This window comes from Qipengyuania sp. YIM B01966 (assembly GCF_016461955.1).
Lineage (GTDB): Bacteria > Pseudomonadota > Alphaproteobacteria > Sphingomonadales > Sphingomonadaceae > QFOP01.
On sequence record NZ_JADMNM010000001.1, the window covers coordinates 268,537 to 291,406 of the forward strand.

Below are 22,870 nucleotides of genomic sequence, written 5' to 3' on the forward strand. Positions count from 1 at the left end.
GCTCGCGTGAACACCCCCTTCGCCTTGCGCGGCGGCGCGCTGCATGCCGAGGACGTGCCGCTGGCCGCGATTGCCGAGGCGGTGGGGACGCCGGTCTACGTCTATTCGCGCGCCGCGCTTGAGGCCAATGCCGCCGCGTTTCGCGCGGGGCTCGCCGCGCTCGACAATCCGCTGGTTGCTTTCGCGGTCAAGGCGAATCCCAATCTGGCGGTGCTCAAGGTGCTTCAGCAGCAGGGCTATGGCGCCGATGTCGTTTCCGGCGGCGAATTGCTGCGCGCGCTGGCGGCGGGCATGGCGCCGGCAGACATCGTCTTTTCCGGCGTCGGCAAGACGCGCGAGGAGCTGGAACTGGGGCTGGCGAAGGGCATCGGCCAGTTCAACATCGAATCGCGCGAAGAAGGGCGCGAACTGGCCGCGCTGGCAGCTGCGCGCGGCGTTTCGGCGCCCGCCGTGCTGCGGATCAATCCCGATGTCGATGCCGGCACGCATGACAAGATCTCCACCGGCAAGGCGGAAAACAAGTTCGGCATCCCGCTCGCGCTGGCTCCGGCCTTTTATGATGAACTGGCCGCGCTGCCCGGTCTCGCCATGCGCGGGGTGGCGCTGCATATCGGCAGCCAGTTGGCCGACCTCGCCCCGCTCGAACAGGCATTTGCCAAGCTTGGCCGGCTGCTCGCCGCGCTGCGTGCGGCGGGCCATGCGATCAGCCATGCCGATCTCGGCGGCGGGCTCGGCATTCCCTATCAGCCGGGCGAGAAGCTGCCGGCACCCGCCGATTATGGCGCGATGGTGGCGCGGGTTACGGCCGGCTGGGACGTGCGGCTGACATTCGAGCCGGGGCGCGTCATCGTCGGCAATGCCGGCGTGCTGCTGACCCGTGTGGTGCGCGTCAAGCAGGGCAGCGCGGGCCGGCCCTTCGTGGTGGTCGATGCAGCGATGAACGATCTGGCGCGCCCGGCGCTCTACGGGGCGTATCACGATTTCGCCGCAGTTCGGCCCTCTGGAGAGCGGATAGAGGCGAACATCGTTGGCCCGATATGCGAGACCGGCGACACCTTCGCCATGGGCCGGGAATGTGACGCGGTGCAATCGGGCGATCTGGCGGTGTTCGGCAATGCCGGGGCCTATGGCGCGACGATGGCGTCGACCTATAACAGCCGCGCGCTGGTGCCCGAGGTGCTGGTCGATGGCAGCAGGTTCGCCGTGGTGGCCGATCGGATTGCGCCGGAAACGATCATGGCCGCCGAGCGCGTGCCCGATTGGCTGTGATGCGCGCGCTGCCGCTGTTCCACCGCATCGCTGAAACGCGGGTGGTAGTGGTCGGCGAGGGACCGGCGGGCGCGGCCAAGCGGCGGCTTGTCGAGCGTGCTGGCGCAGTGGCTTGCGGCGAGCACGAAGCGCATCACGCCCGGCTTGCCTTCATTGCGCTGGACGATGCGGCGGAGGCGGCGACCTGCGCGCTCCGGCTGCGGCGGCGGGGTTTGCTGGTCAATGTGACCGACCGGCCCGAATTGTGCGATTTCACCGTGCCGAGCCTGCTCGAACGCGGGCCGCTGGTGGTTGCGGTCGGCACGGCGGGAGCTTCGGCGGGCCTCGCCAAGCAGGTGCGGCTCGCGCTCGAACGGGTGCTGCCGGCCAGCATCGGCGCGCTGGCCGAGACGCTGGAGGGTGCGCGGGGCAGCTTGCGCGCTCGCTGGCCGGAGCCGCGCACCCGGCGCGAGGCGCTCGATGCGGCGCTGGCGCCGGGAGGCCCGCTCGACCCGCTGGCCGAGAGCGCGGCGGACCGGGTCGCGGCGTGGCTGGCCGCACCCGATGCCGCGCCCGGCGGCTCGACCGTGACGATCACGCTCACCAGCGATGACCCCGACGATCTGACGCTGCGTCAGGCCCGCTGGCTCGGCACGGCGGAGCGGGTGGCGCACCCGCCCGATATCGCCCCCGCTATCCTCGCCCGCGCCCGCGCCGATGCCGAGCGGATCGTCATGCAAACGGCCGCACCCTTGCCCGACGGCAGCGGGCTGACGGTCATCCTCACACGCGGCTAGGCGAGCGCAGCCACCCGGCTGCCGCTGCCCGCGCCGATTGCCGCGAAATAGCATGCCATCGCGTCGGCCCCACGGTCGGACAGGGCGATGAAGGCGCGGCGGCGGTCGCCGGTATCCTCCTGCCGCTCGAGCAAACCGGTTTCGACCATCTGCGCGATCCAGCGCAGGGCGGTGGTCGGCGGTACGCCGCTGGCGATGCACAGGCTGGTGACCGAGACGCGGACGTGTTCGGCGCGCGCGGCGGTGAGGTCGAGCAGGATATCCCAGGCCGGATCGGCAAACAGCCCGCCATCGAAGAACCGCGCCCGCTGCTCGCGCTGATGGATGATGCGCCGCACCAGCCGCGGATCGGGCAGCGGCGGGCGCGGCGCGTGCGACGCCGGTGCGGCCTGCTGATCATTGGCCGACGCGCTGGCGGCGAGAGGAGGGGTCAGCGTCGGCGCGATTCCTTCAAGCCGGGCGGCGATCTGCCCGACCTGTTCCGCCAGCCGCAGCAGAGCGGTGCGTTCATCGGCCGATAATTCGCGCACCCGCGCCAGCGGCCGGTCGGCTAGCGCATGGCCCAGCGCCAGCACTCGCTCGCCATGCGTGGGCGCAACCAGCAGCGTCGGCTGGGCCAGCGGCAGGCTGGCGAACACCGCTTCGAGCGCGGCAAGCGGCGTGGCGACGATCAGCTTGCGCCGGCCATGCGCAGCCTCCTCGTCCAGCAGCGCCAGGGCGGCGAGCGTCGCGCCGTTCGCCTCGCCCACCTCCGCGATAATCACGTCTGCCGAAGGCGCGCGGCCGGTTTCGGCGAGTGCCGCGAAATCGCCAGCCGTCGTCAGCGTCGCGCCAGCAAGGCCGGCCTCCTCCGCCCACAATTCCTGCAGCGGACCGGGCGCGGCGACAATTGCAATCCGCACATGGCCCGAACTGCCGCTGCCTTAGGTGAAATCATCCGTCATGCGCCCCCCATGAGTTAAGAACAGATAAGGAACAACGCAGCCGGCCTGTCAAGGGCGGATCTCGATCGGCGTGCCGTCGCCGACGAGTGCCCACAATTCTTCGATCTCGGCATTGCTGAGGGCGATGCAGCCATCGGTCCAGTCACCCTCCACCCGGCCGTCGCGCAAGGCGTTGGGCTGTCCGTGGATGAAGATCAGCCCGCCGGGCGGGCGGCCCTGCGCCGCCGCATAGGCGCGGTCGGCGGCATTGGGATAGGAAATGTGCAGCGAGAGGTGATAGCCGCTCTGCGGGTTGCTGTAATCGATCGTGTAGCGCCCTTCGGGGGTGCGCTCGTCACCTTCGAACTGCTTGTGGCCCGCCGGCTGATCGCCAAATTGCAGCCCGGAATACTGGCGGATTACACGTCCGCCGGCATAAAGCCACAGCATTCGGTCCGACTTGTCGACCAGCACGAAATCGGCCTGCTCGGCCGTTGCAGCCGTTGCACGTTCCTGCGCCGAGGCTGGCGCGGCCAGCACGACAGCGAAGAGGAGCGCGGCGCCGCGCATCAATCCTCGAACGGATCGCGCACGAGGATCGTGTCCTCACGCTCGGGGCTGGTGGAAACCAGCGCCACGGGCGTTTCGATCAGTTCCTGCACGCGGCTGATATACTTGATCGCGTTGGCTGGCAGATCGGCCCAGCTTCGCGCGCCGGCGGTGGTCTCGCTCCAGCCGGGCAGTTCCTCGTAAATCGGTTCGACCGCGGCCTGATCGGCGGCGTGGCTGGGGAAATAGTCCATGATCCTGCCCTTGAGGCGATAGCCGGTGCAGATCTTCACTGTTTCGAACCCGTCGAGCACGTCGAGCTTGGTGAGCGCGATGCCGGTCACCCCGCTGATCGCACAGCTTTGCCGCACCAGCACCGCATCGAACCAGCCGCAACGCCGTTTGCGCCCGGTAACGGTGCCGAATTCGTGGCCGCGCTCGCCCAGCCGCTGGCCGGTATCATCGTCGAGCTCGGTCGGGAACGGACCGCTGCCGACGCGGGTGGTATAGGCCTTGACGATTCCCAGCACGAAGCCGGTGGCTGACGGGCCCAGCCCGCTGCCCGACGCCGCCGTGCCGCTGACCGTGTTCGAGCTGGTGACAAACGGATAGGTGCCGTGATCGACATCGAGCAGCACGCCCTGCGCCCCTTCGAACAACACCCGCGCCCCGGCCTTGCGGACCTTCTTCAGCCGCTTCCACACCGGCTGCGCATATTGCAGCACGAAGGGCGCAATTTCGCGCAAGGTCGCCAACAACGCCTCGCGGTCGACCGGCGGCTGGCCGAACCCGGCGCGCAGCGCATCGTGATGGGCGCACAGGCGATCGAGCTGCGGTTCGAGATGGTCGAGATGCGCCAGATCGCACACCCGGATCGCGCGGCGGCCGACCTTGTCCTCGTAAGCCGGGCCGATCCCGCGCCCGGTGGTGCCGATCTTGCCCGCGCCCGCGGCCGTCTCGCGCAAACCGTCGAGATCGCGGTGCAGCGGCAGGATCAGCGGGCAATTGTCGGCAATGGCGAAATTGTCGGGCGTGATGATCACCCCCTGCCCCTCCAGCCTGGCGATCTCGTCTTTCAGATGCCACGGATCGAGTACCACGCCATTGCCGATGATGCTGAGCGTCCCGGTGACGATACCGCTTGGCAGCAGGCTGAGCTTGTAAACATTCTCGCCCACGACCAGCGTGTGCCCGGCATTGTGCCCGCCCTGAAAACGCACGACCGCATCGGCGCGGCTGGCCAGCCAGTCGACAATCTTGCCCTTGCCCTCATCGCCCCACTGGGCACCGATCACGGTCACATTGGCCAATTTTCGGCTCCTATCGCATCAAGCCCGCGCCCTAGGCCAAGGGCGCCGACAGGGCAACCGAGCGCCGGGTGACAGTGAACCGGGTGTTTTGCGAAACTGCAGGCGCGGCACTCAGAGGTTTGTTTTCCGCTACTTATAATATGTCCCGCCCCGCACATGTGTCACCTTTGATGGATCGCCCCGTCTCGCGCCGCGCGACAGCGCAGATACAACGGTGTAGCGCGGCCATCGAAAGTAGGAAAACCGCCTGTACCAGCCCCAAAGAACCGTGATCATGCCCACCGCTGCCACCACCCTGATGCTCAACGATGGCCGCGCCATGCCGCAACTCGGCTTCGGCACCTGGCAAATCCCGGCGGACGCTGCCGAGGGCGCCGTCGCCACGGCGCTCGACCTTGGCTATCGGCTGGTCGATACTGCCGCGATCTACGGCAATGAAGAGGGCGTCGGCGCGGCGCTGGCGGCACACCGCGATGTCTGGCTGACGACCAAGATCTGGAACGACAGCCAGGGATATGACCGCACACTGCGGGCGATGGACAAGAGCCTCGCCCGGCTGGGCCGCGATCAGGTCGATCTGGTGCTGATTCACTGGCCCTGCCCCGATCGCGGGTTGTATCTCGAAACCTGGCGGGCGCTGGTGGCGTTGCGCGATGCGGGCAAGGCGCGCTCGATCGGCGTGTCCAATTTCCGCTCTGACGAATTGCGCGCGGTGAGCGATGCGACCGGCGTCGTCCCGGCGGTCAACCAGATTGAACTGCATCCCCGATTCCAGCAGCGGGATCTACGGTCAATTCATGCCGAGCTCGGCATCGTCAACCAAAGCTGGTCGCCGCTCGGCCAGGGGGCGCTGCTGAGCGACCCCGCGATCGCCGAGATCGCCCGGCAGGCCGGGACGACCCCAGCGGCGGTGCTGTTGCGGTGGCACCTGCAACATGGGCTGGCGACCATCCCCAAAGCGTCAAGCCGGTCGCACATGGCCGCCAATCTCGCGGCGCTCGATGTGATGCTGAGCGACGAGCAGATGAAGCGGATCGACGCGCTCGACAGCCCAGACGGGCGCATCGGGCCCGACCCCGCGCAGTTCGGCTGATTGGCTGCAGGGATGGGGAACCTTGCCGGCGGTCGGCGCTTTTGAAGACGTAGCGCCCGCGGGCGCGCGCTTTACTGGAGCACACAATGACCACGACCAATCGCACCGTTCTCGAGAGCCTGATCGATACCGTTCACGATTCGATTGAAGGCTATCGCAAGGCGGCCGATATCGCCAATGCGCCGCATATCAAGCAGGCGTTCACCGAGCAGATGGGCCGCCGCCAGCAGACGCTCGATACGCTCAACAACGAACTGGTCCGCGTTGGCGGCGAACTGGTGACCAAGGGCACGCTGACCGGCCAGCTGCACCGCATGTGGACCTCGATCACCGACCTGTTCGGGACCGACGACAAAACTGCCGTCGAGCGCGTTGAGGAAGGCGAGGATTACCTCGCCAAGAAGTTCGAAGAAGCGCTCGAACATACCGATCTCGACGCTCAGACGCGCAGTGTGATCCAGCAGGCCCATGCCGAAATCAAGCAGGGCGAACGCCTGGCCGATCGCCTGTCAAACCAGACCGAAGGCGCCTTCGGCCAACGCTAAGCGCTCGATCGTCTGACGACACCAGCGGCCGGCGGAGCGATCCGCCGGCCGTTTGGCTTACACCGCCACCGGCTCGCCACCCGCCAAGCGGTGCGTGCAGCCGAGCCGCGCGGGGTTATCGCTTTCGTCCAGCGCGGCGACGGTGCACCAGCCGATCGCGCGCAGGCGGGCGGCAATGGCGGGATCGTGGCCGAGCGGCAGGAACAGCGTATGGACCGCCTCTGCCTGATCCTCGGCGCCGAGCGTATCGACCAGCGGGTCGAGATAGAGCGAGAACCCGGTCGCCGCCTCGTCGCTGCCGCCGATCCGGTAGGTGCCGCCGCGCCCCAACGCGCCGCCGATATTGGCGGCGTAGAGCGTGAAGCCGAACCAGCTTTGATATTCGAAGCCGTGCCGCTCGGTCGCATCGAGCGTTAGCCGCGCGCGCGCGCCGATCCGCTCGGCAATCGCGGCGAGCCCGTCAAGCCGGCTGGCGAGCAAATGGGCGCGCTCCCATGCCCGCAGGCGAGCGAGCGCCGCATCAAACGGCCCGACCGCGTGGAGCAGCGGTGCCCATTCCTCGCCGCCGGCTACCGCGAGCCCGCCCGCATCCTTGGCGTCGAGCTCGCGCCGGATGGCGGCCAGATCGCCGGCCGGGACGCCTTCTGCCGCCAGGTGATCGACCAGATCGGGCAGAGTGAAATCGACCGTGATCCCGCGCGCGCCAGCCGCCTCGGCCGCCTCCACCGCCAGCAACGCGATCTCGCCCGCTGCTGCGACCGTGTCTGCGCCAATCAATTCGGCGCCCAGTTGCAGCCTTTGCCGCGCCGGGTCGAGCTGATCGGCGCGGATGACCGCCACCTCGCCGGCATAGGACAGGCGCAGCGGGCGCGGCGCGGCGGCGAGCGAGGTGGCCGCAATCCGCCCGACCTGCGGAGTCATATCGGCGCGCAGGGCCAGCGTCATAAGGCTCTGCGGATCGACGAAGCGGAACATCCGCTGCGGGCTGAGCCCGGCCATGCGCTGCGCCAGCGAATGTTCGAATTCGATCAGTGGCGGGCGCACGCGGGCATAGGAATGACTGGCCAGCACGTCGAGCGCCCGGCGCATCGCCTGCGTCAGCAGCGCGGCCTCGCCCGGCAGGCGGTCGGCCAGCCCCTCGGGCAACAGGTCGGGCGGCGAAGCGGTCACTGGAACGACAGCGCCTTCACTGTGCGGACGCCTTCGAGCCGGCAGGCGGCATCGACCACCGGCTGCGGCAGCGGCTGATCGACGCTGAGCAGCAGGATCGCCTCGCCGCCTGCCTCGCGCCGGCCGAGATGGAAGGTGCCGATATTGATCCCCGCTTCGCCCAGCAGCGTCCCGATCCGGCCGATGAAGCCGGGTGCATCGTCATTGACGATGTAGAGCATATGGCCGGCCAGATCGGCCTCGATACCGATGCCGAAGATTTCCACCAGCCGCGGCTGATCCTTGCCGAACAGCGTGCCGGCGACGCTGCGTTCGCCCTGCTCGGTGCCGACGGTAACGCGCAGCAGCGTCTGATACACGCCCTCGCGATCATGGCGCACCTCGCGCACGTCGAGCCCGCGTTCCTTGGCGAGGAACGGCGCGTTGACCATGTTCACCGTGTCCGAATATTGCCGCATCAGGCCGGCGAGCACGGCGGCGGTGATCGGCTTGCCCGACAGCTGCGCCGCAGCCCCTTCACGCTCGATGCTGATCCGCGCGAGATTACCGTGCGCCAGCTGGCCGACCAAGCTGCCGAGCTTTTCGGCCAGCGCCATGTAAGGCTTCAGCTTGGGCGCTTCCTCTGCGCTGAGGCTGGGCATGTTGAGCGCGTTGGTGACGCCGCCAGTGACCAGATAATCGGCCATCTGTTCGGCCACCTGGAGCGCGACATTGACCTGCGCCTCGGTGGTGCTGGCGCCCAGATGCGGGGTGCAGATGAAATTGGGCGCGCCAAACAGCGGGCTGTCCTTGGCCGGTTCTTCGGCAAACACGTCGAGCGCGGCGCCGGCGATGTGGCCGCTCTCCAGCCCCTCCTTCAGCGCCGCCTCGTCGATCAGCCCGCCGCGCGCGCAATTGACGATCCGCACGCCGGGCTTGGTCTTGGCGAGGTTCTCGCGGCTGAGGATGTTGCGCGTCTGCTCGGTCAGCGGGGTGTGCAGGCTGATGAAATCGGCCCGCGCGAGCAAATCGTCCAGCTCGACCTTTTCGACGCCCAGCTCGACCGCGCGTTCGGCGGTCAGGAACGGGTCATAGGCGGCAACCTTCATCTTGAGGCCTAGCGCGCGGGCAGCCACGATCGAGCCGATATTGCCCGCCCCGATCAGCCCCAGCGTCTTGCCGGTCACCTCCACGCCCATGAAATCGTTCTTCGGCCAGGCGCCGGCCTGCGTGCGGGCATTGGCTTCGGGGATCTGGCGGGCGAGAGCGAAGATCAGCGCGATGGCGTGTTCGGCGGTGGTGATCGAATTGCCGAACGGGGTGTTCATCACCACCACGCCCTTGGCACTGGCGGCGGGAATATCGACATTGTCGACCCCGATGCCCGCGCGCCCGACCACCTTGAGATTGGTCGCCGCATCGAGCACCGCTTTGGTCACCTTGGTAGAGGAGCGGATGGCGAGTCCGTCATACTCGCCAATCCGGGCGATCAACTGTTCGGCGGTTTCGCCGGTAATCTCGTCCACCTCGCAGCCGCGCTCGCGGAAGATCGCGGCAGCGTTGGGGTCCATCTTGTCGCTGATGAGCACGCGGGGTTTGGTCATGGGATTCTCCGCAAATTCTAAAATCCGCTCGCCCTGAGCTTGTCGAAGGGCCGCCCTCGAATGTGCGGGCCGCCTGACATCAGAAGCGATGCTTCGACAAGCTCAGCATGAACGGGGGATAGGGATGCGCTGGATAAGCGTCAGCCGTTCTTTATCTGCTCGAACGCCCAGTCGATCCACGGCAGCAGGCGCTTCACATCCTCCTGCTCGACAGTCGCGCCGCACCAGATGCGCAGGGACGGCGGGGCATCGCGGTAGCCGCCGAAATCATAGCCCACGCCGCGTTCTTCCAGCAGCTTGACGATGCGGGCGGGTACGGCCGCCTTCTGGTCATCGGGCAGGGCATCATACCAGTCGCCCTGAAACACGAAGCACACGCCGGTATTGGTCCGCTGCGAGCGCTCGCCCACCATGTTGCGCAGATGCGGGCTTGCCTCGATCCAGTCATGGACGATTTTCGCATTGGCATCGGCCCGCGCGATCAGCGCCTGCCGCCCGCCAATGCTTTTCGCCCATTCGAGCGCGGCGATGTAATCCTCGGTCGCCAGCAGCGACGGGGTGTTGATCGTCGCCCCTTCGAAGATCGACCGGTCGAGCTTGCCGCCCTTCTTGATGCGGAACAGCTTGGGCAGCGGCCAGACCGGGTCGTAGTTTTCGATCCGCTCGATTGCCTTGGGGCTGAGGATCAGCATCCCGTGCTGCGCCTCGCTGCCCATCACCTTCTGCCAGCTATAGGTGGTGGCATCGAGCTTGGGCCAGTCCATCTCCTGCGCGAAGACCGCGCTGGTGGCGTCGTTGATGGTGATACCGGCGCGGTCGGCTGCCAGCCAGTCGGTATTGGCGATCCGCGCGCCGCTGGTGGTGCCGTTCCAAGTGAACACCACGTCGTCATCCTGCGGGATCGAAGCCAGATCGGGAATGGCGCCGTAATCGGCCTCGAGCACGGTCAGATCGGGCAGCTTTAGCTGCTTGACCGCGTCCTCGATCCAGACATTGCCGAAGCTTTCCCACGCCGCGACGGTGGCGGGACGCGCGCCGAGCATGGTCCACATCGCACATTCGAGCGCGCCGGTATCCGAACCCGGCATGATGCCGACGAGATAATCATCCGGCACGCCGAGCAGCTCGCGGCTGAGATCGATGGCATATTTCAGCCGGCTCTTGCCCACCGCCGAACGGTGCGAGCGGCCGAGCGATTCGGTTTTGAGCTTGTCCAGCGACCAGCCGGGAAACTTGGCCGTCGGGCCGGAAGAAAAGAACGGCCGCGCCGGCTTGAGCGTGGGTTCAGGTGTACCAGTCATGTCAGTCTCTCCTTGCAGAGAGCACGCGCGGCGTTGGGACCGCGTGGCCCGCGCCGGACCCTAATGGTGCAATGCAGCAAGTCAACCGCGCTGCGCACAAGCAAAGCTTTTCCGGCGCCAAGCTCTCGCCAAGGGCGAAAGCGCGCTTTATGGCCCGCGCCCATGACGCCTGCGGACCTGCGGATTGCCCTGTTCAGCGGCAATTACAACATGACGCTCGACGGCGCGAACCGCGCGCTCAACCGGCTGGCCGAATATGTCATGCGGCAGGGCGCGGCGCTCAGGGTCTATTCGCCGACCAGCGACACGCCCGCCTTCGAGCCGCAGGGCGAGATCGTCTCGCTGCCCTCGCTCGCCTTCCCCACGCGCAGCGAATACCGGATGCCGATGGGGCTGTCCGCGGCGGTGGAGCGCGATCTGGCAGCGTTTGCGCCCAATATCGTCCATATCTCATCGCCCGATTTCAGCGCGCGCAAGGTGCTGAAATGGGCGCGGGCACGCAACATCCCGGTGCTCGCCTCGGTGCACACGCGGTTCGAGACCTACCCGCGCTATTACGGGCTGGGTTTCCTCGAGCCCGCGCTGGAAGAATGGATCCGCCGTTTTTACCGCCAGTGCGATGCACTGGTGACGCCCTCGCCCAGCATGGTCGAAACGCTGCGCGAACAGGGGATGAACCGCGACATCTCGATCTGGTCGCGCGGGGTCGACCGCGAGGTGTTCAACCCGTCGCGCCGCGACCTTGGCTGGCGGCGTTCGCTGGGGATTGCTGACGATGCGGTGGCGATCACTTTCCTCGGGCGGCTGGTGATGGAAAAGGGGCTGGACGTTTTTGCCGACACCATCGCCGAATTGCGCCGGCAGGGGGTGGCGCACCGCGTGCTGGTGATCGGTGACGGCCCGGCGCGCGGCTGGTTCGAAAAGGCGCTGCCGGCCGACGCCGCTTTTCCGGGTTTTCAGACCGGCCCCGATCTCGGCCGCGCGCTGGCGAGCGGGGATATCTTCTTCAACCCCTCGGTCACCGAAACCTTCGGCAATGTGACGCTGGAGGCGATGGCCTGCGGCCTGCCGGTAGTGGCCGCCGGGGCGACCGGCAGTTCGAGCCTGGTCGAGGACGGCATTAACGGCCGGCTGGTCGCCGATATGAGCGCCGCGGGCTTTGCCACCGCGCTTGCCCCCTATTGCGCCGATGGCGCCCTGCGCGCGCAGCACGGCGCAGCAGGCGAAGAGCGCGCCCGCGCCTATTCATGGGATGCGATCAATCAGGTGATGATCGACACCTATCTGCGCCTGATCGCCGCGCGCCGGGCCTAGCGCAGCAGGCCCCGCCGACGCATCATCCAGGCATAGGCAAACTGCGCCAACAGCGCCGCCCAGATCACCAGCGACATCAGCAGATGCGGCTGGCCCGCCAGCCACTCGGGCATCTCCATCGTCTGCTGATAGAGCGTCGAACCCGCGAGCCCCGCCAGCGAGACGATGAAGGCAGTCACCGCATGGCGGCTGCGCATCAGCAGCAGCACGCTGCCCAGCACCGAAGCCCACACGCCCAGCGCCCACAGCGCATCGGCCCAGGCCGGCATCGACTGGAAGAAGGCCAGCGCGGCCGCCGGATCGATATTCATCCCTTCGGTCATGCTGGCGATGTAATCGACATTACCGAGCTGCGTCTGAAGGTAATCGTTCGCCGCGAAGCCATTCCAGGCAAGGCCGAGCGGCCCCACCAGCCACAGATGCCACGGTGCCCGGCCCCGCGCGCCATGTTTGTCCCTGTCCATCGCCAAATCCCCCGTCGCACGCGCCCCCGCGGGGAGGATAAAGCACGGCGCGGCAATGGCAATCCGCGGCTCCGCCGCCTATCTGTTGGCGCATGGCCGATCTGTTTGCCGATGATGCCCCGCCTGACCGCCCGCTGGACGATGCCGCGCCCGATGCGCCGTTGGCCGACCGGTTGCGGCCGCGCGCCTTGTCGGATGTCATCGGGCAGGAACATCTGACTGGCCTGGAAGGCGCGATCGGGCGGATGGTGGCCGCCGGGCGCCTGTCGAGCATGATCCTGTGGGGGCCGCCCGGCACCGGCAAGACCAGCGTTGCCCGCCTGCTCGCCGATGCGGTGGGGATGCGGTACCAGCCCATCAGCGCAGTATTTTCGGGCGTTGCCGATCTGCGCAAGGTATTTGCCGACGCAGATCGAGCCGCCCAGGCCGGCCAGCGCACACTACTGTTCGTGGACGAAATCCACCGCTTCAACCGCGCGCAGCAGGACGGTTTCCTGCCGTTTGTCGAGCGCGGCACGGTAACGCTGGTCGGCGCCACCACCGAAAATCCCAGTTTCGAATTGAACGCCGCGCTGCTCAGCCGGGCGCAGGTGCTGATCCTCCACCGGCTCGATGCGGAAGCGCTCGGCAGCTTGCTCGCGCGGGCGGAGGCGCTTGAAGGGCAGCTGCCATTGACCGCCGAGGCGCGCGAGGCGCTGATCGCCAGCGCCGATGGCGACGGGCGATTTCTGCTCAACCAGGCCGAAACCCTCTATGCCGCGCAGCTAGCCCGGCCGCTCGACCCGGCGGCGCTCGGTGCGTTTCTCCAGCGGCGGGTGGCGGTCTATGACAAGGACCGCGAGGGCCATTACGGGCTGATCTCCGCCTGGCACAAGGCGCTGCGTGGGTCGGATCCCGATGCCGCGCTCTATTACATGGCGCGGATGCTGGTGGCGGGCGAGCAGCCGCATTTCGTGCTGCGCCGGCTGGTCCGCGCGGCGGTGGAGGATATCGGCCTCGCCGATCCGCAAGCGCTGGTCCAGTGCCTCGCCGCCAAGGACGCCTACGACTTTCTCGGTTCGCCCGAAGGGGAGCTGGCGATCGTTCAGGCGTGCCTCTATTGCGCGACCGCGCCCAAATCGAACGCCGCCTATACGGCGCACAAGGCCGCTTGGCGCACCGCCCGCGAGACGGGCAGCCTCCAGCCGCCGCTGCACATCCTGGGCGCCCCGACCAAGCTGATGCGCGAGGCCGGTTACGGCGCGGGCTATGCCTACGATCACGATGCCGAAGACGCATTTTCGGGCGCCGATTACTGGCCCGCCGAACTGGGCCGGCAGCAATTTTACGACCCGCCCGATCGCGGGTTCGAGCGCGAGGTCAGGAAGCGGCTCGATTACTGGGCGCGGCTGCGCGACGAACGGCAGGGGGCGTGAGGCCCGGCCGGTTTCGCCATTTCGCCGCGATCGACTGGTCGGGTGCGGCGGGCGAGCGCCATAAGGGCATCGCGCTGGCGATTTGCGCTGCGGGCACCGCCGCCCCGCGCCTGATCCGCCCCGGACACCGCTGGTCCCGCGCCGAGGTGGCGGACTGGCTGACGGAAGCGATGCCCCAAGATACGTTGGTGGGGCTAGATATTTCGGGCGCGCTCGCTTTTGCCGATTTCGGGGCATATTTTCCCGGCTGGCAAAACAGCCCGCCTGATGCGCGCAGCCTATGGGCGCTGATCGACCGGGTCTGCGCCGACGAACCGCATCTGGGCGCAGGGGCCTTTGTCGACAATCCGGAGATTGCGCGCCATTTCCGCCGCCATGGCGGACGCGAGGGCGATCTGTTCGGGGGCGGTATCGGCCGCTTGCGCGTAACCGAGCATGACGGTCAGCGCGCGCTGGGATGCCGCCCGACGAGCAATTTCAACCTTGTCGGCGCGGCGCAGGTGGGCAAGGCGAGCCTCACCGGCATGCGCGTGCTGCACCGCGTCAGCGGAAGGCTCGCCTTGTGGCCGTTCGACCCGCTGCCCTCGCACGGGTCGGTCGCGGTGGAGATCTATACCGCGGTCGCCGCGCTCGCCGCCGGGCGCCCGGCGGGGCGCTCCAAGCTGCGCAGCCATGCCGAACTGGGCGATGCGCTCGCCGTGTTGGGCAGCGCACGCGTCAGGGGGGCAGGTCCGATCGACGATCACAGCGCAGACGCGCTGCTCGCCGCGGCCTGGCTGCGAACTATCGCGCATAATCCGTCGCTGTGGCAACCCGCCGGGATGACCCCCGACATCGCCCGCACGGAAGGGTGGACGTTTGGTGTCGGCTAAGCCCCGCGTTGACTAGGCCGGAGTGCGCATGATTCCGCGCCGCACCAGCGCGTTGGCGGCATCGGCCACCTCGTCCAGCGATTGCGCGTCGTCCCACACCGCGTAACGCAGGCCGAGGAATACGTTGATGCCCATGATCGCCCAGGCATCGCTCTCACCCAGATCGGGGCGATAGACCCCCGCCGCGATTCCCTGCTGCAGCCGGGCATGGATGCGCTGCGCGGCAGATTCGTAATGCGCGCGATAGCTGGCCGGATCGACGAATTCCGCCTCGTCGATGATGCGGTAGATTTCCTTGTGCTCGCGCGCGAAGGCCAGAAACGCAGCCAGCACGTTGCGCTCGGTCTCGGGCGGCGTCAGCCCGTCATGCTGCGCGCCGCGCGCCTCGTCGCGCACCCGGCCGCTGAAATCCTGCACCACCGCGCGAAAGATCGCGTCCTTGCTGTCGAAATAGGTGTAGAAGCTGCCCAGCGCGACACCGGCCCGGCGTGTGATCCCGCTGATCGAGCCATCGTGGAAGCCCTTCTCACCAAACTCCTCAACTGCGGCGTCGAGCAGTTTGCGCAAGGTGCGCCGGCCGCGTTCGGTGCGCGGGCGCTTGTCGCTTTCGATCGCTGCGCTCCCCTCCATGGCCGCCTCGCTAACGTGCGCGCAGCCCACGCGCAAACAAAAAGTTGAAACCTGGTTCAACTATCAATAATACGTCTGTCATAACAGCATCACACCCTGGGAGGATAGCCATGATTTCGCGTAACCGCCTGTTTGTTCGCGCCAGCCTGGGCGCGCTTGTCGCCGCTGGCGGATTCGCTGCGGCGCCTGCTCTGGCGCAGGACAGCGCCACGCAGGTCGCCAATGTCGATGAGCGGGCGGACGATGCCGGCGTCATTACCGTCACTGCCCGCCGGCGCGAGGAAAGCCTTGTCGACGTGCCGATCGCCGTCACCGCCTATAGCGGCGAGGCGCTGGCCCAATCGGGGGCGATCGACATCACCGACATTGCGCAGACCACCCCGAACACCACGCTCGAGGCATCGCGCGGGACCAACTCGACGCTCAGCGCCTTTATCCGCGGCGTCGGCCAGCAGGATCCGGTATCGGGCTTCGAACAGGGTGTCGGCATCTACCTCGACGATGTCTATCTCAACCGCCCGCAAGCTGCCGTGCTGGACATTTACGATGTCGAACGGATCGAAGTGCTGCGCGGGCCGCAGGGCACGCTGTACGGCCGCAACACGATTGGCGGCGCGGTCAAATATGTTACCCGCCAGTTGCCGCAGGAATTCGCGCTGACGGCGCGGGCGACGTACGGCACCTATAACCAGCTCGACGGGGTGCTGTCGGCCTCCGCCCCGCTGGGCGACATGGTACGGATTGGCGGCGCTGTCGCGCGGCTGACCCGTGATGGCTTCGGCAGCAACCTCACCACCGGGCGCGAAAACTACAACAAGGACGTTTGGGCCGCGCGCGGCACGTTCGAACTTGGCGGGCATGGGGAGCCGGTGCTGATCCGCATTTCAGGCGACTGGACGCGTGATACGTCCGAACCGCGCGGCGGCCACCGGCTGATCCCCGGCCTCTTGTCGGGCGCGCCGGTGCTGGCCAATGTGTTCGACACGCGCGGCGGGCTCCTGACCCCCGAACAGGAAGTCGAGGGGTTCGGCCTGGCGATGAACGTATCGGTCGATCTCAGCGACAGCCTGACGCTGCGGTCGATCAGCGCCTGGCGCAAGGACGACACCTACACCCCGATCGATTTCGATGCGCTCCCCGCAGCCGATCTCGACGTTCCGGGCACCTATTTCAACGAACAGCTCAGCCAGGAATTCCAGCTGGTCTATGAAAGCGACCGGCTGTCGGGTCTGGTTGGGTTCTATTACCTTGATGCGCGCGCCGACACCGCTTTCGATGTGCGGCTGTTCACCACCCTACCCGGCTTCACCGCCTTCACCGAAGCCAATGTCGATACCGAAACCTATGCGGTGTTCGGCGATCTCACCTACGATCTGACTGACCAGCTCAGCGTTTCGCTCGGCGGGCGCTACACCTGGGATACGCGCACTGCCGACATCCTGCGGCAGAGCTATCTCGGCGGCGGCTCGCCGTTCTTCGGCGGGGCCGGCATTGCCGCCGGCGCGCCCAGCACCAATTTCTCGGGCAGCCGCGAATTCAAGAAGTTCACCCCGCGCGCCTCAGTCAGCTTCCAGCCGACGTCCGAACACAATCTTTACGCCAGCTATTCGCAGGGCTTCAAGGGCGGCGGGTTCGATCCGCGCGGGGTCGGCACCAACGCGCCGGCGGCCATCCCCGGCCGGCCAACCGATGCCGAAGTCACAGCGTTCCTCAGCTTCCTGCCTGAAAGCGTCGACAGCTACGAAATCGGCTACAAGGGCAATCTGCTGGACGGCGCGCTATATGTCGCTCTGGCTGGCTTTTATGCCGATTACAGCGACGTCCAGATTCCCGGTTCGGTCGGCTGCACCGTGTTTGTCGCCGGCCAGCCCGTGCAGAGCTTCTGCGGCATCGTGTCCAATGCCGGCAAGGCGACCTTCAAGGGGCTGGAGCTGGAAACCACCGCGCGTCTCGGACGCGACCTCGCAACGCCGGGCGACCGGCTGAGCCTGTCGGGCGCGGCCGGCTATATCGACGCGCAGTATGACGAATATGTTACCAATATTGGCGGCCGGCCGACCGACGTGGCCGAATTCCGCGAGGTGCAGAACACGCCCAGCTTCACCGGCAGCGCGACGCTCGCCTACATGACGCCGGTGGGCGATGGCGATCTGAACTTCTCGACCACCGTGTCCTATCGGTCGAAGACCTATCAGTTCGAAATCCCCAACCCCTATCTCGATCAGGACGGGTTCGCACTGTGGGATGCCAATCTGGTCTATAACGCGCCCGGCAATGGCTGGAGCATCGGGCTGCACGGCCGCAATTTGCTCGACAAGGAATACAAGACCAGCGGCTATACCTTTGTCGCGGCCAACCCCACTACCGGCGCGATTCCCACTGGCGCGAACGGCTACCCCGTCCCGACACTGGGCCGCGAAGGCACGCTGACCGCCTATTACGGCAACCCGCGGCAGGTATTCGTCACCGGCACCGTCCGCTTCGGCGGCGCGCGCTGAGCCGCGCTTGATGCTGGACCTGCGGCGCCCGATATTGCAAAGAGCGCCGCAGCGCCGGCTTAGCTCAGTTGGTAGAGCACCTGATTTGTAATCAGGGGGCCACGGGTTCGAATCCTGTAGCCGGCACCATCCTTGTGTGTGCACCCCGTCCGGGGTGCGATTTCCTCGCTTCGCTGCGGGCGGCCGGTCGGCCTTGCGGCGCCTGCGCGCCGGGTTCCGGCAACGCCCGGTTGAGGTCAACCGCGCCCGCGATAGGGCTGGACGCCCTGATCGGGCACCCACAGGCCGGCCGGCGGCGCGCCGGTTTGCCAGAAAACGTCGATCGGGATGCCGCCGCGCGGATACCAGTAGCCGCCAATCCGCAGCCATTGCGGGCGCATTTCCTCCGCGAGCCGCTGACCGATGCCGACCGTCACATCCTCGTGAAACCCGGCATGGTTGCGGAAGCTGCCGAGAAAAAGCTTCAGGCTTTTCGATTCCACGATCGTCTCGCCCGGCGCGTAATCGATCACCAGATGCGCGAAATCGGGCTGGCCGGTGACCGGGCACAGCGAGGTGAATTCGGGCGCGGCAAAGCGCACCAGATAGAGCGTCCCGGTGCGCGGATTGGGCACATAGTCGAGCACCGCCGCGTCCGGCGAGGCGGGCAAGGTGCTGGCCTGCCCCAGGTGCAGCGGGGCGGCGGGGCGGTCCGGTGTGTCATCCATGCCGCGCTGATGGCCCGATCGCGGCAGCAGGGCAAGCGGGCTTTGCCGCCATGCGATTAAACGCCTATTCAGCCCCCCCCATGCCATTGCCTGCCCTTATGTCCAGTCCGCCTGTGCCGTCCCGATACCGCTTCCTCGCCGTGTTTGGTGCGTTGTGCCTGTTCGCTCAGCCCCAGATCGCCGCGGCGCAGAGCGACCCGCGCGATTTCCAGTTGCAACCGGCGCCGACGCCGACCGGCCAGGGCAATGTGCAGGGCCCGGTGGACGAAGGCGCGCAGATCCGTCCGCGGCCGACGCCGCGCCCGCAACCGGCGGCCACGCCGACCCCGCGTCCGACCGCAGGCGCGCCGACCCCCACCTCTCCCGAAACGCGTCCGGCGCCGGCGCCGCGCGAGACAGCGCGGCCCGCGCCGCGCCAGACTGTCCCCGCCCCCTCCCCCCGGATCACGCCTCTCGCGCCCGCCAGTGCGCCCGTTGCCGCGCCGCCGCCGGTCGCGTTGCCGACCGGGCCGGACATCGCTGACCCGTTGGGTGATGTCAGCCCCGATGCCGGTATCGCGGCCCCCGCGGGCGACGCGGCGACTACGCCCGGCATCCCCGCCGTGACCCGCCGGGCGGCGCAACCGGTGGAGACGGGAGGCGGCTTTCCCTGGTGGTTAGCGGTGCTCGCGGCTCTCGCGGCGCTGATCGCTGGCGGATATGCGCTGTGGCGACGGCAAGATGCCAAACCGCTGCCGGTGCCCGAATTCGTCCCCGCCGCTACCGCCCCGCGCCCCCCAGTGCCCACAGGGCCAGCCCCCACCACTAACCAGACGACCCCGGTCGCCCCCGTCCTGCGCGGGCTGGGGGTCGAAGTCGAGGCGGTCAAGCTGACCCGCAGCCTGATGGCGGTAACGGTCGATTATCGCATCCGCCTCATCAATCGCGGCCCCGCGACGACCGGCCCGCTCACGCTGCTTGGCGATCTGGTCAGCGCACATGGCGGGCTGCCGGTCGAACGCCAGATGGCCGACGCGGCGCAGGCGCTGCCGGCGCTGTCAACAATCGGGGCGCTGTCGGCGGGCGAACCCCATCTGGCCGAAGGGCAAATCCGCCTCCCCTTGCAGGAGGTCACGCCGATCCGCCAAGGCAATGCGCCGCTCTTCGTGCCCCTGCTGCGGCTGCGCGTCGAGGGCTTGGCCGATCCGGTCATCAGCACCTACGTCATCGGCCTGCGCCAGCCGGGTAGCACGCGCTTGCAGCCCTTTCGGCTTGACGAAACGCCGCAAAGCTACAGCCAGATCGGCCAGCGCGCGCTGGGCTGAAGCCCCTCTCGACGCGGGTTGCCCGCCGCGCTAGGCCGGGGGCGATGGAACCGCTCGTCTCCACCGCCTGGCTAGAGGCCGCGCTTGCCGAGGGAACCGTGGCGGTGCTCGACGCCTCGCTGCATCTCCCATCGGCTGAGCGCGATGCCGCCGCCGAATTCGTCCGCGAACATATTCCGGGGGCGCGCTTCCTCGATATCGCCACGCTGACCGACCGCAGCTCGCCTGTCCCGAGCGCGCTGCCCAGTCCCACACAATTTGCCGCCCGCTTGGCCGACCTCGGCGTGCCGCCGGAGGCACGGATTGTGTTCTACGATGACAGCGCGGTGCGCTCCGCCGCGCGGGCCTGGTTCATGGCGCGCCGTGCCGGGATCGAGGCCGCGATCCTCGATGGCGGTTTGGGCAAGTGGAAGGCGGAGGGGCGCCTGCTCGAAAGTGGCGATGCCCACGCCTCCGCTAGGTCCGCTCGCCAGCCGGGTCCCATGGGAGGAGCCGTGCGCGACAAAAGCGAGATGCTCGCCAATTGCGCCAGCCGGGCCGAACAGGTGGTCGATGCGCGCGATGGCGGGCGCTTCTCGGGCGCGGTCGCGGATGCGGTCCACGGCCTTCCCGGCGGGCACATACCCGGGGCACGCAACCTCCCGTTCACGCGCCTGTTCGCCGCCGACGGCACCTACAAGCCGCAGGAGGAATTGGCCGAAGAGTTTCGCCGCGCCGGGCTGGACCTAGACCGGCCGATCATCGCCTCGTGCGGCAGCGGCGTTACCGCTTCGGTGCTGCTGTTCGCGCTCCATCTGCTCGGGCATAGCGACAATGCGCTCTACGATGGCAGCTGGAGCGAATGGGGCGCCGATCCCGCAACCCCAAAGGAAACTGGCGAGGCCCGCCCATGAGCGGCAGCGATGACGCGCATGGGCCGGCGACCCGCGCGATTGCCGCCGGGCGCCGCGCCGAATGGACCGGGCCGGTGGTCAATCCGCCAGTCTGGCGCGCCAGCACGCATCTTTACGCCGATTGTGCGGCGCTTGATGCCGGCAAACATGGCAACGCCGACGGGCAGTTCTTCTACGGCCGCCGGGGCGCACCGACGCAATGGGCGCTGGCCGATGCGCTGACCGCGCTGGAGCCGGGCGCGGATGGCACGGTGCTCTATCCCAGCGGCTGCGCGGCGCTGAGCGGTGCGCTGCTGGCGGTGCTGAGCCCCGGCGATGTGCTGCTGGTCACCGACAATGCCTATGAACCGACGCGGGCGATGGCGACCGGCATCCTCAAGCGGATGGGCGTCGAAGCGCGCTTTTTCGACCCGCTCGACCTCGACGCCTATCGCGCCGCCTTTTGCGAGCGGACCCGCGCGGTGATGCTGGAAAGCCCCGGCAGCCTGACGATGGAGGTGTGCGATGTCCCGGCTCTTGCTGCCATCGCGCGCGAGCATGGCGCGGTCTCGCTGATCGACAATACCTGGGCGACCGGCCTCGGCTTTCCCGCGCTGGCGCATGGCTGCGACGTGGCGATCATGTCGCTGACCAAGCATGTCGGCGGCCATTCCGATCTTATGATGGGCAGCGCCTCGGCCAAGGGGCCAACCTATCAGCGGCTGCGAAAGACGGCGCAGGATCTGGGCCACGTCGTCTCGCCCGACGATGCCGCACTGGCGCTGCGCGGCCTCAGGACCATGCCATTGCGGCTGGAACGCGGGGCGGCGAGCGCGCTGGGGATCGCCCAATGGCTGGCCGCGCGGCCCGAGATTGCCGAGGTGCTGTGCCCACTCCTGCCCGGCGCTGCGGGCCACGATCTGTGGCGCCGCGACTTTGCCGGCGGTTGCGGGCTGTTCAGCGTCACGCTCGCCAGCCGTGACACCGCGGCGCGCGCCCGGTTCATCGATGCGCTGGACCTGTTTGGTATCGGCTATAGCTGGGGCGGCTTTGAAAGCCTGGTGATCCCGTTCGATCCCGCCTCCATCCGCACCGCGCGGCGCTGGCCGGCAGGCCGCCTCGGCGTGCGCTTCTCGATCGGGTTGGAAGACCCGGCCGACCTTATCGCCGATCTCGAACAGGCATTGGCGAGGATGGGAGCCGCATGACCCGAAGCACACCCGCAGCGACCGATACCGACAAACTCGATGCGGCGGACGGCCTCAAGCAGGCAGTGTCCGAGCAGAGCACCACCATCGGCGATGTCGTCGAGGCGCTTGACGCGCTGGCGCTGAAGGTGGGTGATTTCCGGCTGTCGGCCTGGGACGCGGCAGTGATGCTGATGGTGATCGTCGGTATCCTTGCGGGCGCCTATTTCGCCAGCAAGCTGGCGCGCGGCGCGGTGCGGCGGCTGACCCGGCTGACCCCGTCGCAAAGCGTGCTGGCCGAAAAGCTGGTGTCGATCGGCGTCTGGGCCTTCGCGCTGATGGTCGGCATCGACCTGCTGGGGATCGACCTCACCGCGCTGGCGGTGTTTTCGGGCGCCTTTGGTCTTGCCATCGGCTTCGGTCTGCAAAAGACCTTCGGCAATCTGATTGCCGGCATCATCCTGCTGCTCGACCGGTCGATCAAGCCGGGTGACGTTATCGCAGTGGCCGACCAGTCGGGCCAGTCGACCTTTGGCCAGATCCGCCGGATCGGCATTCGCGCGGTTTCGGTGACCACCCGCGACGAACGCGAATATCTGATCCCCAACGAAAATCTGATGATTAATCAGGTCGAAAACTGGTCCTATTCCTCGCGCAATGTGCGCATCCAGGTGCCGGTGGGCATCTCCTATCACAGCGATATCGCCCATGCCGAAACGCTGATGCTCGAGGCTGCGCGATCGACCGGGCGGGTGTTGAACGATCCGCCGCCAGTGGTCTGGCTGGACAAGTTCGGCGACAATTCGGTCGATTTTGTCATCCACTGCTGGATCCGCGACCCCGAAGAAGGGGTCGGCAATATCCGTTCCAACGTGCTCAAACATTTGTGGACGCTGTTCCAGCGCGACGGGATCGAAATCCCCTTTCCGCAGCGTGACATTACCCTGCGCGACAGCGACCAACTCGACCGCCTGATCGCCGCGCTCGAAGCCCGCCGCGAGGATTTGCGCGCCGAACGGCCGGAATAGTTCGCCTACCGGGTCGGACAGCCATTCTCGCTCGCGCGATGCTGCGTTGCAGCGCATTTT

21 protein-coding genes and 1 tRNA gene are annotated in these 22,870 nt (G+C 67.6%); 13 read left to right on the forward strand and 9 right to left on the reverse strand.

The window, feature by feature from the left end; genetic code table 11:
• Window positions 1-6 precede the first annotated feature (6 nt).
• Both lysA and ILT46_RS01425 read left to right on the forward strand, forming a co-directional pair.
• A complete protein-coding gene (lysA, locus tag ILT46_RS01420) occupies window positions 7-1,269 on the forward strand; it encodes a diaminopimelate decarboxylase (protein WP_199502835.1) in 1,263 nt (420 codons plus the stop codon).
• A complete protein-coding gene (locus ILT46_RS01425; protein ID WP_199502836.1) occupies window positions 1,269-2,045 on the forward strand; it encodes a precorrin-2 dehydrogenase/sirohydrochlorin ferrochelatase family protein in 777 nt (258 codons plus the stop codon). The genes lysA and ILT46_RS01425 overlap by 1 nt, the downstream gene beginning before the upstream one ends.
• Here ILT46_RS01425 and ILT46_RS01430 read toward each other — a convergent pair.
• The 3 genes from ILT46_RS01430 to ILT46_RS01440 all read right to left on the reverse strand — a co-directional run bounded on the left by ILT46_RS01430 (window position 2,042) and on the right by ILT46_RS01440 (window position 4,827).
• A complete protein-coding gene (locus tag ILT46_RS01430) occupies window positions 2,042-2,947 on the reverse strand; it encodes a MarR family transcriptional regulator (RefSeq protein WP_199502837.1) in 906 nt (301 codons plus the stop codon). The genes ILT46_RS01425 and ILT46_RS01430 overlap by 4 nt on opposite strands.
• Window positions 2,948-3,037: 90 nt before the next feature.
• Entirely contained in the window at window positions 3,038-3,538 is a 501-nt protein-coding gene (locus ILT46_RS01435) for a L,D-transpeptidase family protein (protein ID WP_199502838.1), read from the reverse strand.
• Window positions 3,538-4,827 carry an adenylosuccinate synthase gene (locus ILT46_RS01440; RefSeq protein WP_199502839.1) on the reverse strand — a complete coding sequence of 430 codons (1,290 nt, stop codon included), beginning with the start codon at window positions 4,825-4,827 and terminating at the stop codon, window positions 3,538-3,540. The genes ILT46_RS01435 and ILT46_RS01440 overlap by 1 nt, the downstream gene beginning before the upstream one ends.
• Window positions 4,828-5,101: 274 nt before the next feature.
• Here ILT46_RS01440 and ILT46_RS01445 point away from each other — a divergent pair, with 274 nt between their 5' ends.
• Both ILT46_RS01445 and ILT46_RS01450 read left to right on the forward strand, forming a co-directional pair.
• Complete coding sequence (locus tag ILT46_RS01445) at window positions 5,102-5,920, forward strand: aldo/keto reductase (RefSeq protein ID WP_199502840.1); 819 nt, start codon at window positions 5,102-5,104, stop codon at window positions 5,918-5,920.
• Between the two features lie 86 nt (window positions 5,921-6,006).
• Window positions 6,007-6,465, forward strand: coding sequence for a ferritin-like domain-containing protein (locus tag ILT46_RS01450; protein ID WP_199502841.1), 459 nt, complete (start codon window positions 6,007-6,009; stop codon window positions 6,463-6,465).
• A 57-nt stretch (window positions 6,466-6,522) separates the two neighbouring features.
• Here the strand turns inward: ILT46_RS01450 and ILT46_RS01455 are convergent, their stop codons facing one another.
• From ILT46_RS01455 to ILT46_RS01465, 3 genes are all read right to left on the reverse strand, one after another.
• Window positions 6,523-7,635, reverse strand: a complete 1,113-nt coding sequence (locus ILT46_RS01455; RefSeq protein WP_199502842.1) for an ATP phosphoribosyltransferase regulatory subunit — start codon at window positions 7,633-7,635, stop codon at window positions 6,523-6,525.
• A complete protein-coding gene (serA, locus tag ILT46_RS01460) occupies window positions 7,632-9,218 on the reverse strand; it encodes a phosphoglycerate dehydrogenase (RefSeq protein ID WP_199502843.1) in 1,587 nt (528 codons plus the stop codon). Before serA ends, ILT46_RS01455 begins: the two co-directional genes overlap by 4 nt.
• 140 nt (window positions 9,219-9,358) lie before the next feature.
• Window positions 9,359-10,519: a phosphoserine transaminase gene (locus ILT46_RS01465; RefSeq protein ID WP_199502844.1), complete on the reverse strand. Its 1,161-nt coding sequence runs from the start codon at window positions 10,517-10,519 to the stop codon at window positions 9,359-9,361.
• A 162-nt stretch (window positions 10,520-10,681) separates the two neighbouring features.
• On the opposite strand from ILT46_RS01465, the gene ILT46_RS01470 reads away from it, so the two are divergent.
• Entirely contained in the window at window positions 10,682-11,833 is a 1,152-nt protein-coding gene (locus ILT46_RS01470; protein ID WP_199502845.1) for a glycosyltransferase family 4 protein, read from the forward strand.
• On the opposite strand, the gene ILT46_RS01475 is transcribed toward ILT46_RS01470, so the two are convergent.
• Complete coding sequence (locus ILT46_RS01475; RefSeq protein ID WP_199502846.1) at window positions 11,830-12,297, reverse strand: hypothetical protein; 468 nt, start codon at window positions 12,295-12,297, stop codon at window positions 11,830-11,832. The genes ILT46_RS01470 and ILT46_RS01475 overlap by 4 nt on opposite strands.
• A gap of 92 nt (window positions 12,298-12,389) precedes the next feature.
• Between ILT46_RS01475 and ILT46_RS01480 the strand changes: the two genes are divergently transcribed.
• Entirely contained in the window at window positions 12,390-13,712 is a 1,323-nt protein-coding gene (locus ILT46_RS01480) for a replication-associated recombination protein A (protein ID WP_199502847.1), read from the forward strand.
• The gene (locus tag ILT46_RS01485; RefSeq protein ID WP_199502848.1) at window positions 13,709-14,584 is read left to right on the forward strand and encodes a hypothetical protein; all 876 of its coding nucleotides are present in this window, start codon (window positions 13,709-13,711) and stop codon (window positions 14,582-14,584) included. The genes ILT46_RS01480 and ILT46_RS01485 overlap by 4 nt, the downstream gene beginning before the upstream one ends.
• Before the next feature lie 12 nt (window positions 14,585-14,596).
• On the opposite strand, the gene ILT46_RS01490 is transcribed toward ILT46_RS01485, so the two are convergent.
• Entirely contained in the window at window positions 14,597-15,214 is a 618-nt protein-coding gene (locus ILT46_RS01490; protein ID WP_199502849.1) for a TetR/AcrR family transcriptional regulator, read from the reverse strand.
• 110 nt (window positions 15,215-15,324) lie between these two features.
• On the opposite strand from ILT46_RS01490, the gene ILT46_RS01495 reads away from it, so the two are divergent.
• Together ILT46_RS01495 and ILT46_RS01500 are read left to right on the forward strand one after the other, a co-directional pair.
• On the forward strand, window positions 15,325-17,712 hold the full coding sequence (locus ILT46_RS01495) for a TonB-dependent receptor (protein ID WP_199502850.1): 2,388 nt from the start codon (window positions 15,325-15,327) through the stop codon (window positions 17,710-17,712).
• A gap of 53 nt (window positions 17,713-17,765) precedes the next feature.
• A tRNA-Thr gene (locus ILT46_RS01500) sits at window positions 17,766-17,841 on the forward strand.
• Between the two features lie 107 nt (window positions 17,842-17,948).
• On the opposite strand, the gene queF is transcribed toward ILT46_RS01500, so the two are convergent.
• Complete coding sequence (queF, locus tag ILT46_RS01505; RefSeq protein WP_199502851.1) at window positions 17,949-18,419, reverse strand: preQ(1) synthase; 471 nt, start codon at window positions 18,417-18,419, stop codon at window positions 17,949-17,951.
• A 98-nt stretch (window positions 18,420-18,517) separates the two neighbouring features.
• Here queF and ILT46_RS01510 point away from each other — a divergent pair, with 98 nt between their 5' ends.
• From ILT46_RS01510 to ILT46_RS01525, 4 genes are read left to right on the forward strand one after another with little or no spacing between them, the layout of a single operon-like run.
• Entirely contained in the window at window positions 18,518-19,723 is a 1,206-nt protein-coding gene (locus ILT46_RS01510; protein ID WP_199502852.1) for a hypothetical protein, read from the forward strand.
• A gap of 44 nt (window positions 19,724-19,767) precedes the next feature.
• Window positions 19,768-20,616 carry a sulfurtransferase gene (locus ILT46_RS01515; RefSeq protein ID WP_199502853.1) on the forward strand — a complete coding sequence of 283 codons (849 nt, stop codon included), beginning with the start codon at window positions 19,768-19,770 and terminating at the stop codon, window positions 20,614-20,616.
• Window positions 20,613-21,803 (forward strand): cystathionine beta-lyase, encoded by a 1,191-nt coding sequence (gene metC / locus ILT46_RS01520; protein WP_199502854.1) that lies wholly within the window; start codon window positions 20,613-20,615, stop codon window positions 21,801-21,803. The genes ILT46_RS01515 and metC overlap by 4 nt, the downstream gene beginning before the upstream one ends.
• On the forward strand, window positions 21,800-22,810 hold the full coding sequence (locus ILT46_RS01525) for a mechanosensitive ion channel family protein (RefSeq protein WP_199502855.1): 1,011 nt from the start codon (window positions 21,800-21,802) through the stop codon (window positions 22,808-22,810). The genes metC and ILT46_RS01525 overlap by 4 nt, the downstream gene beginning before the upstream one ends.
• Window positions 22,811-22,870 lie beyond the last annotated feature (60 nt).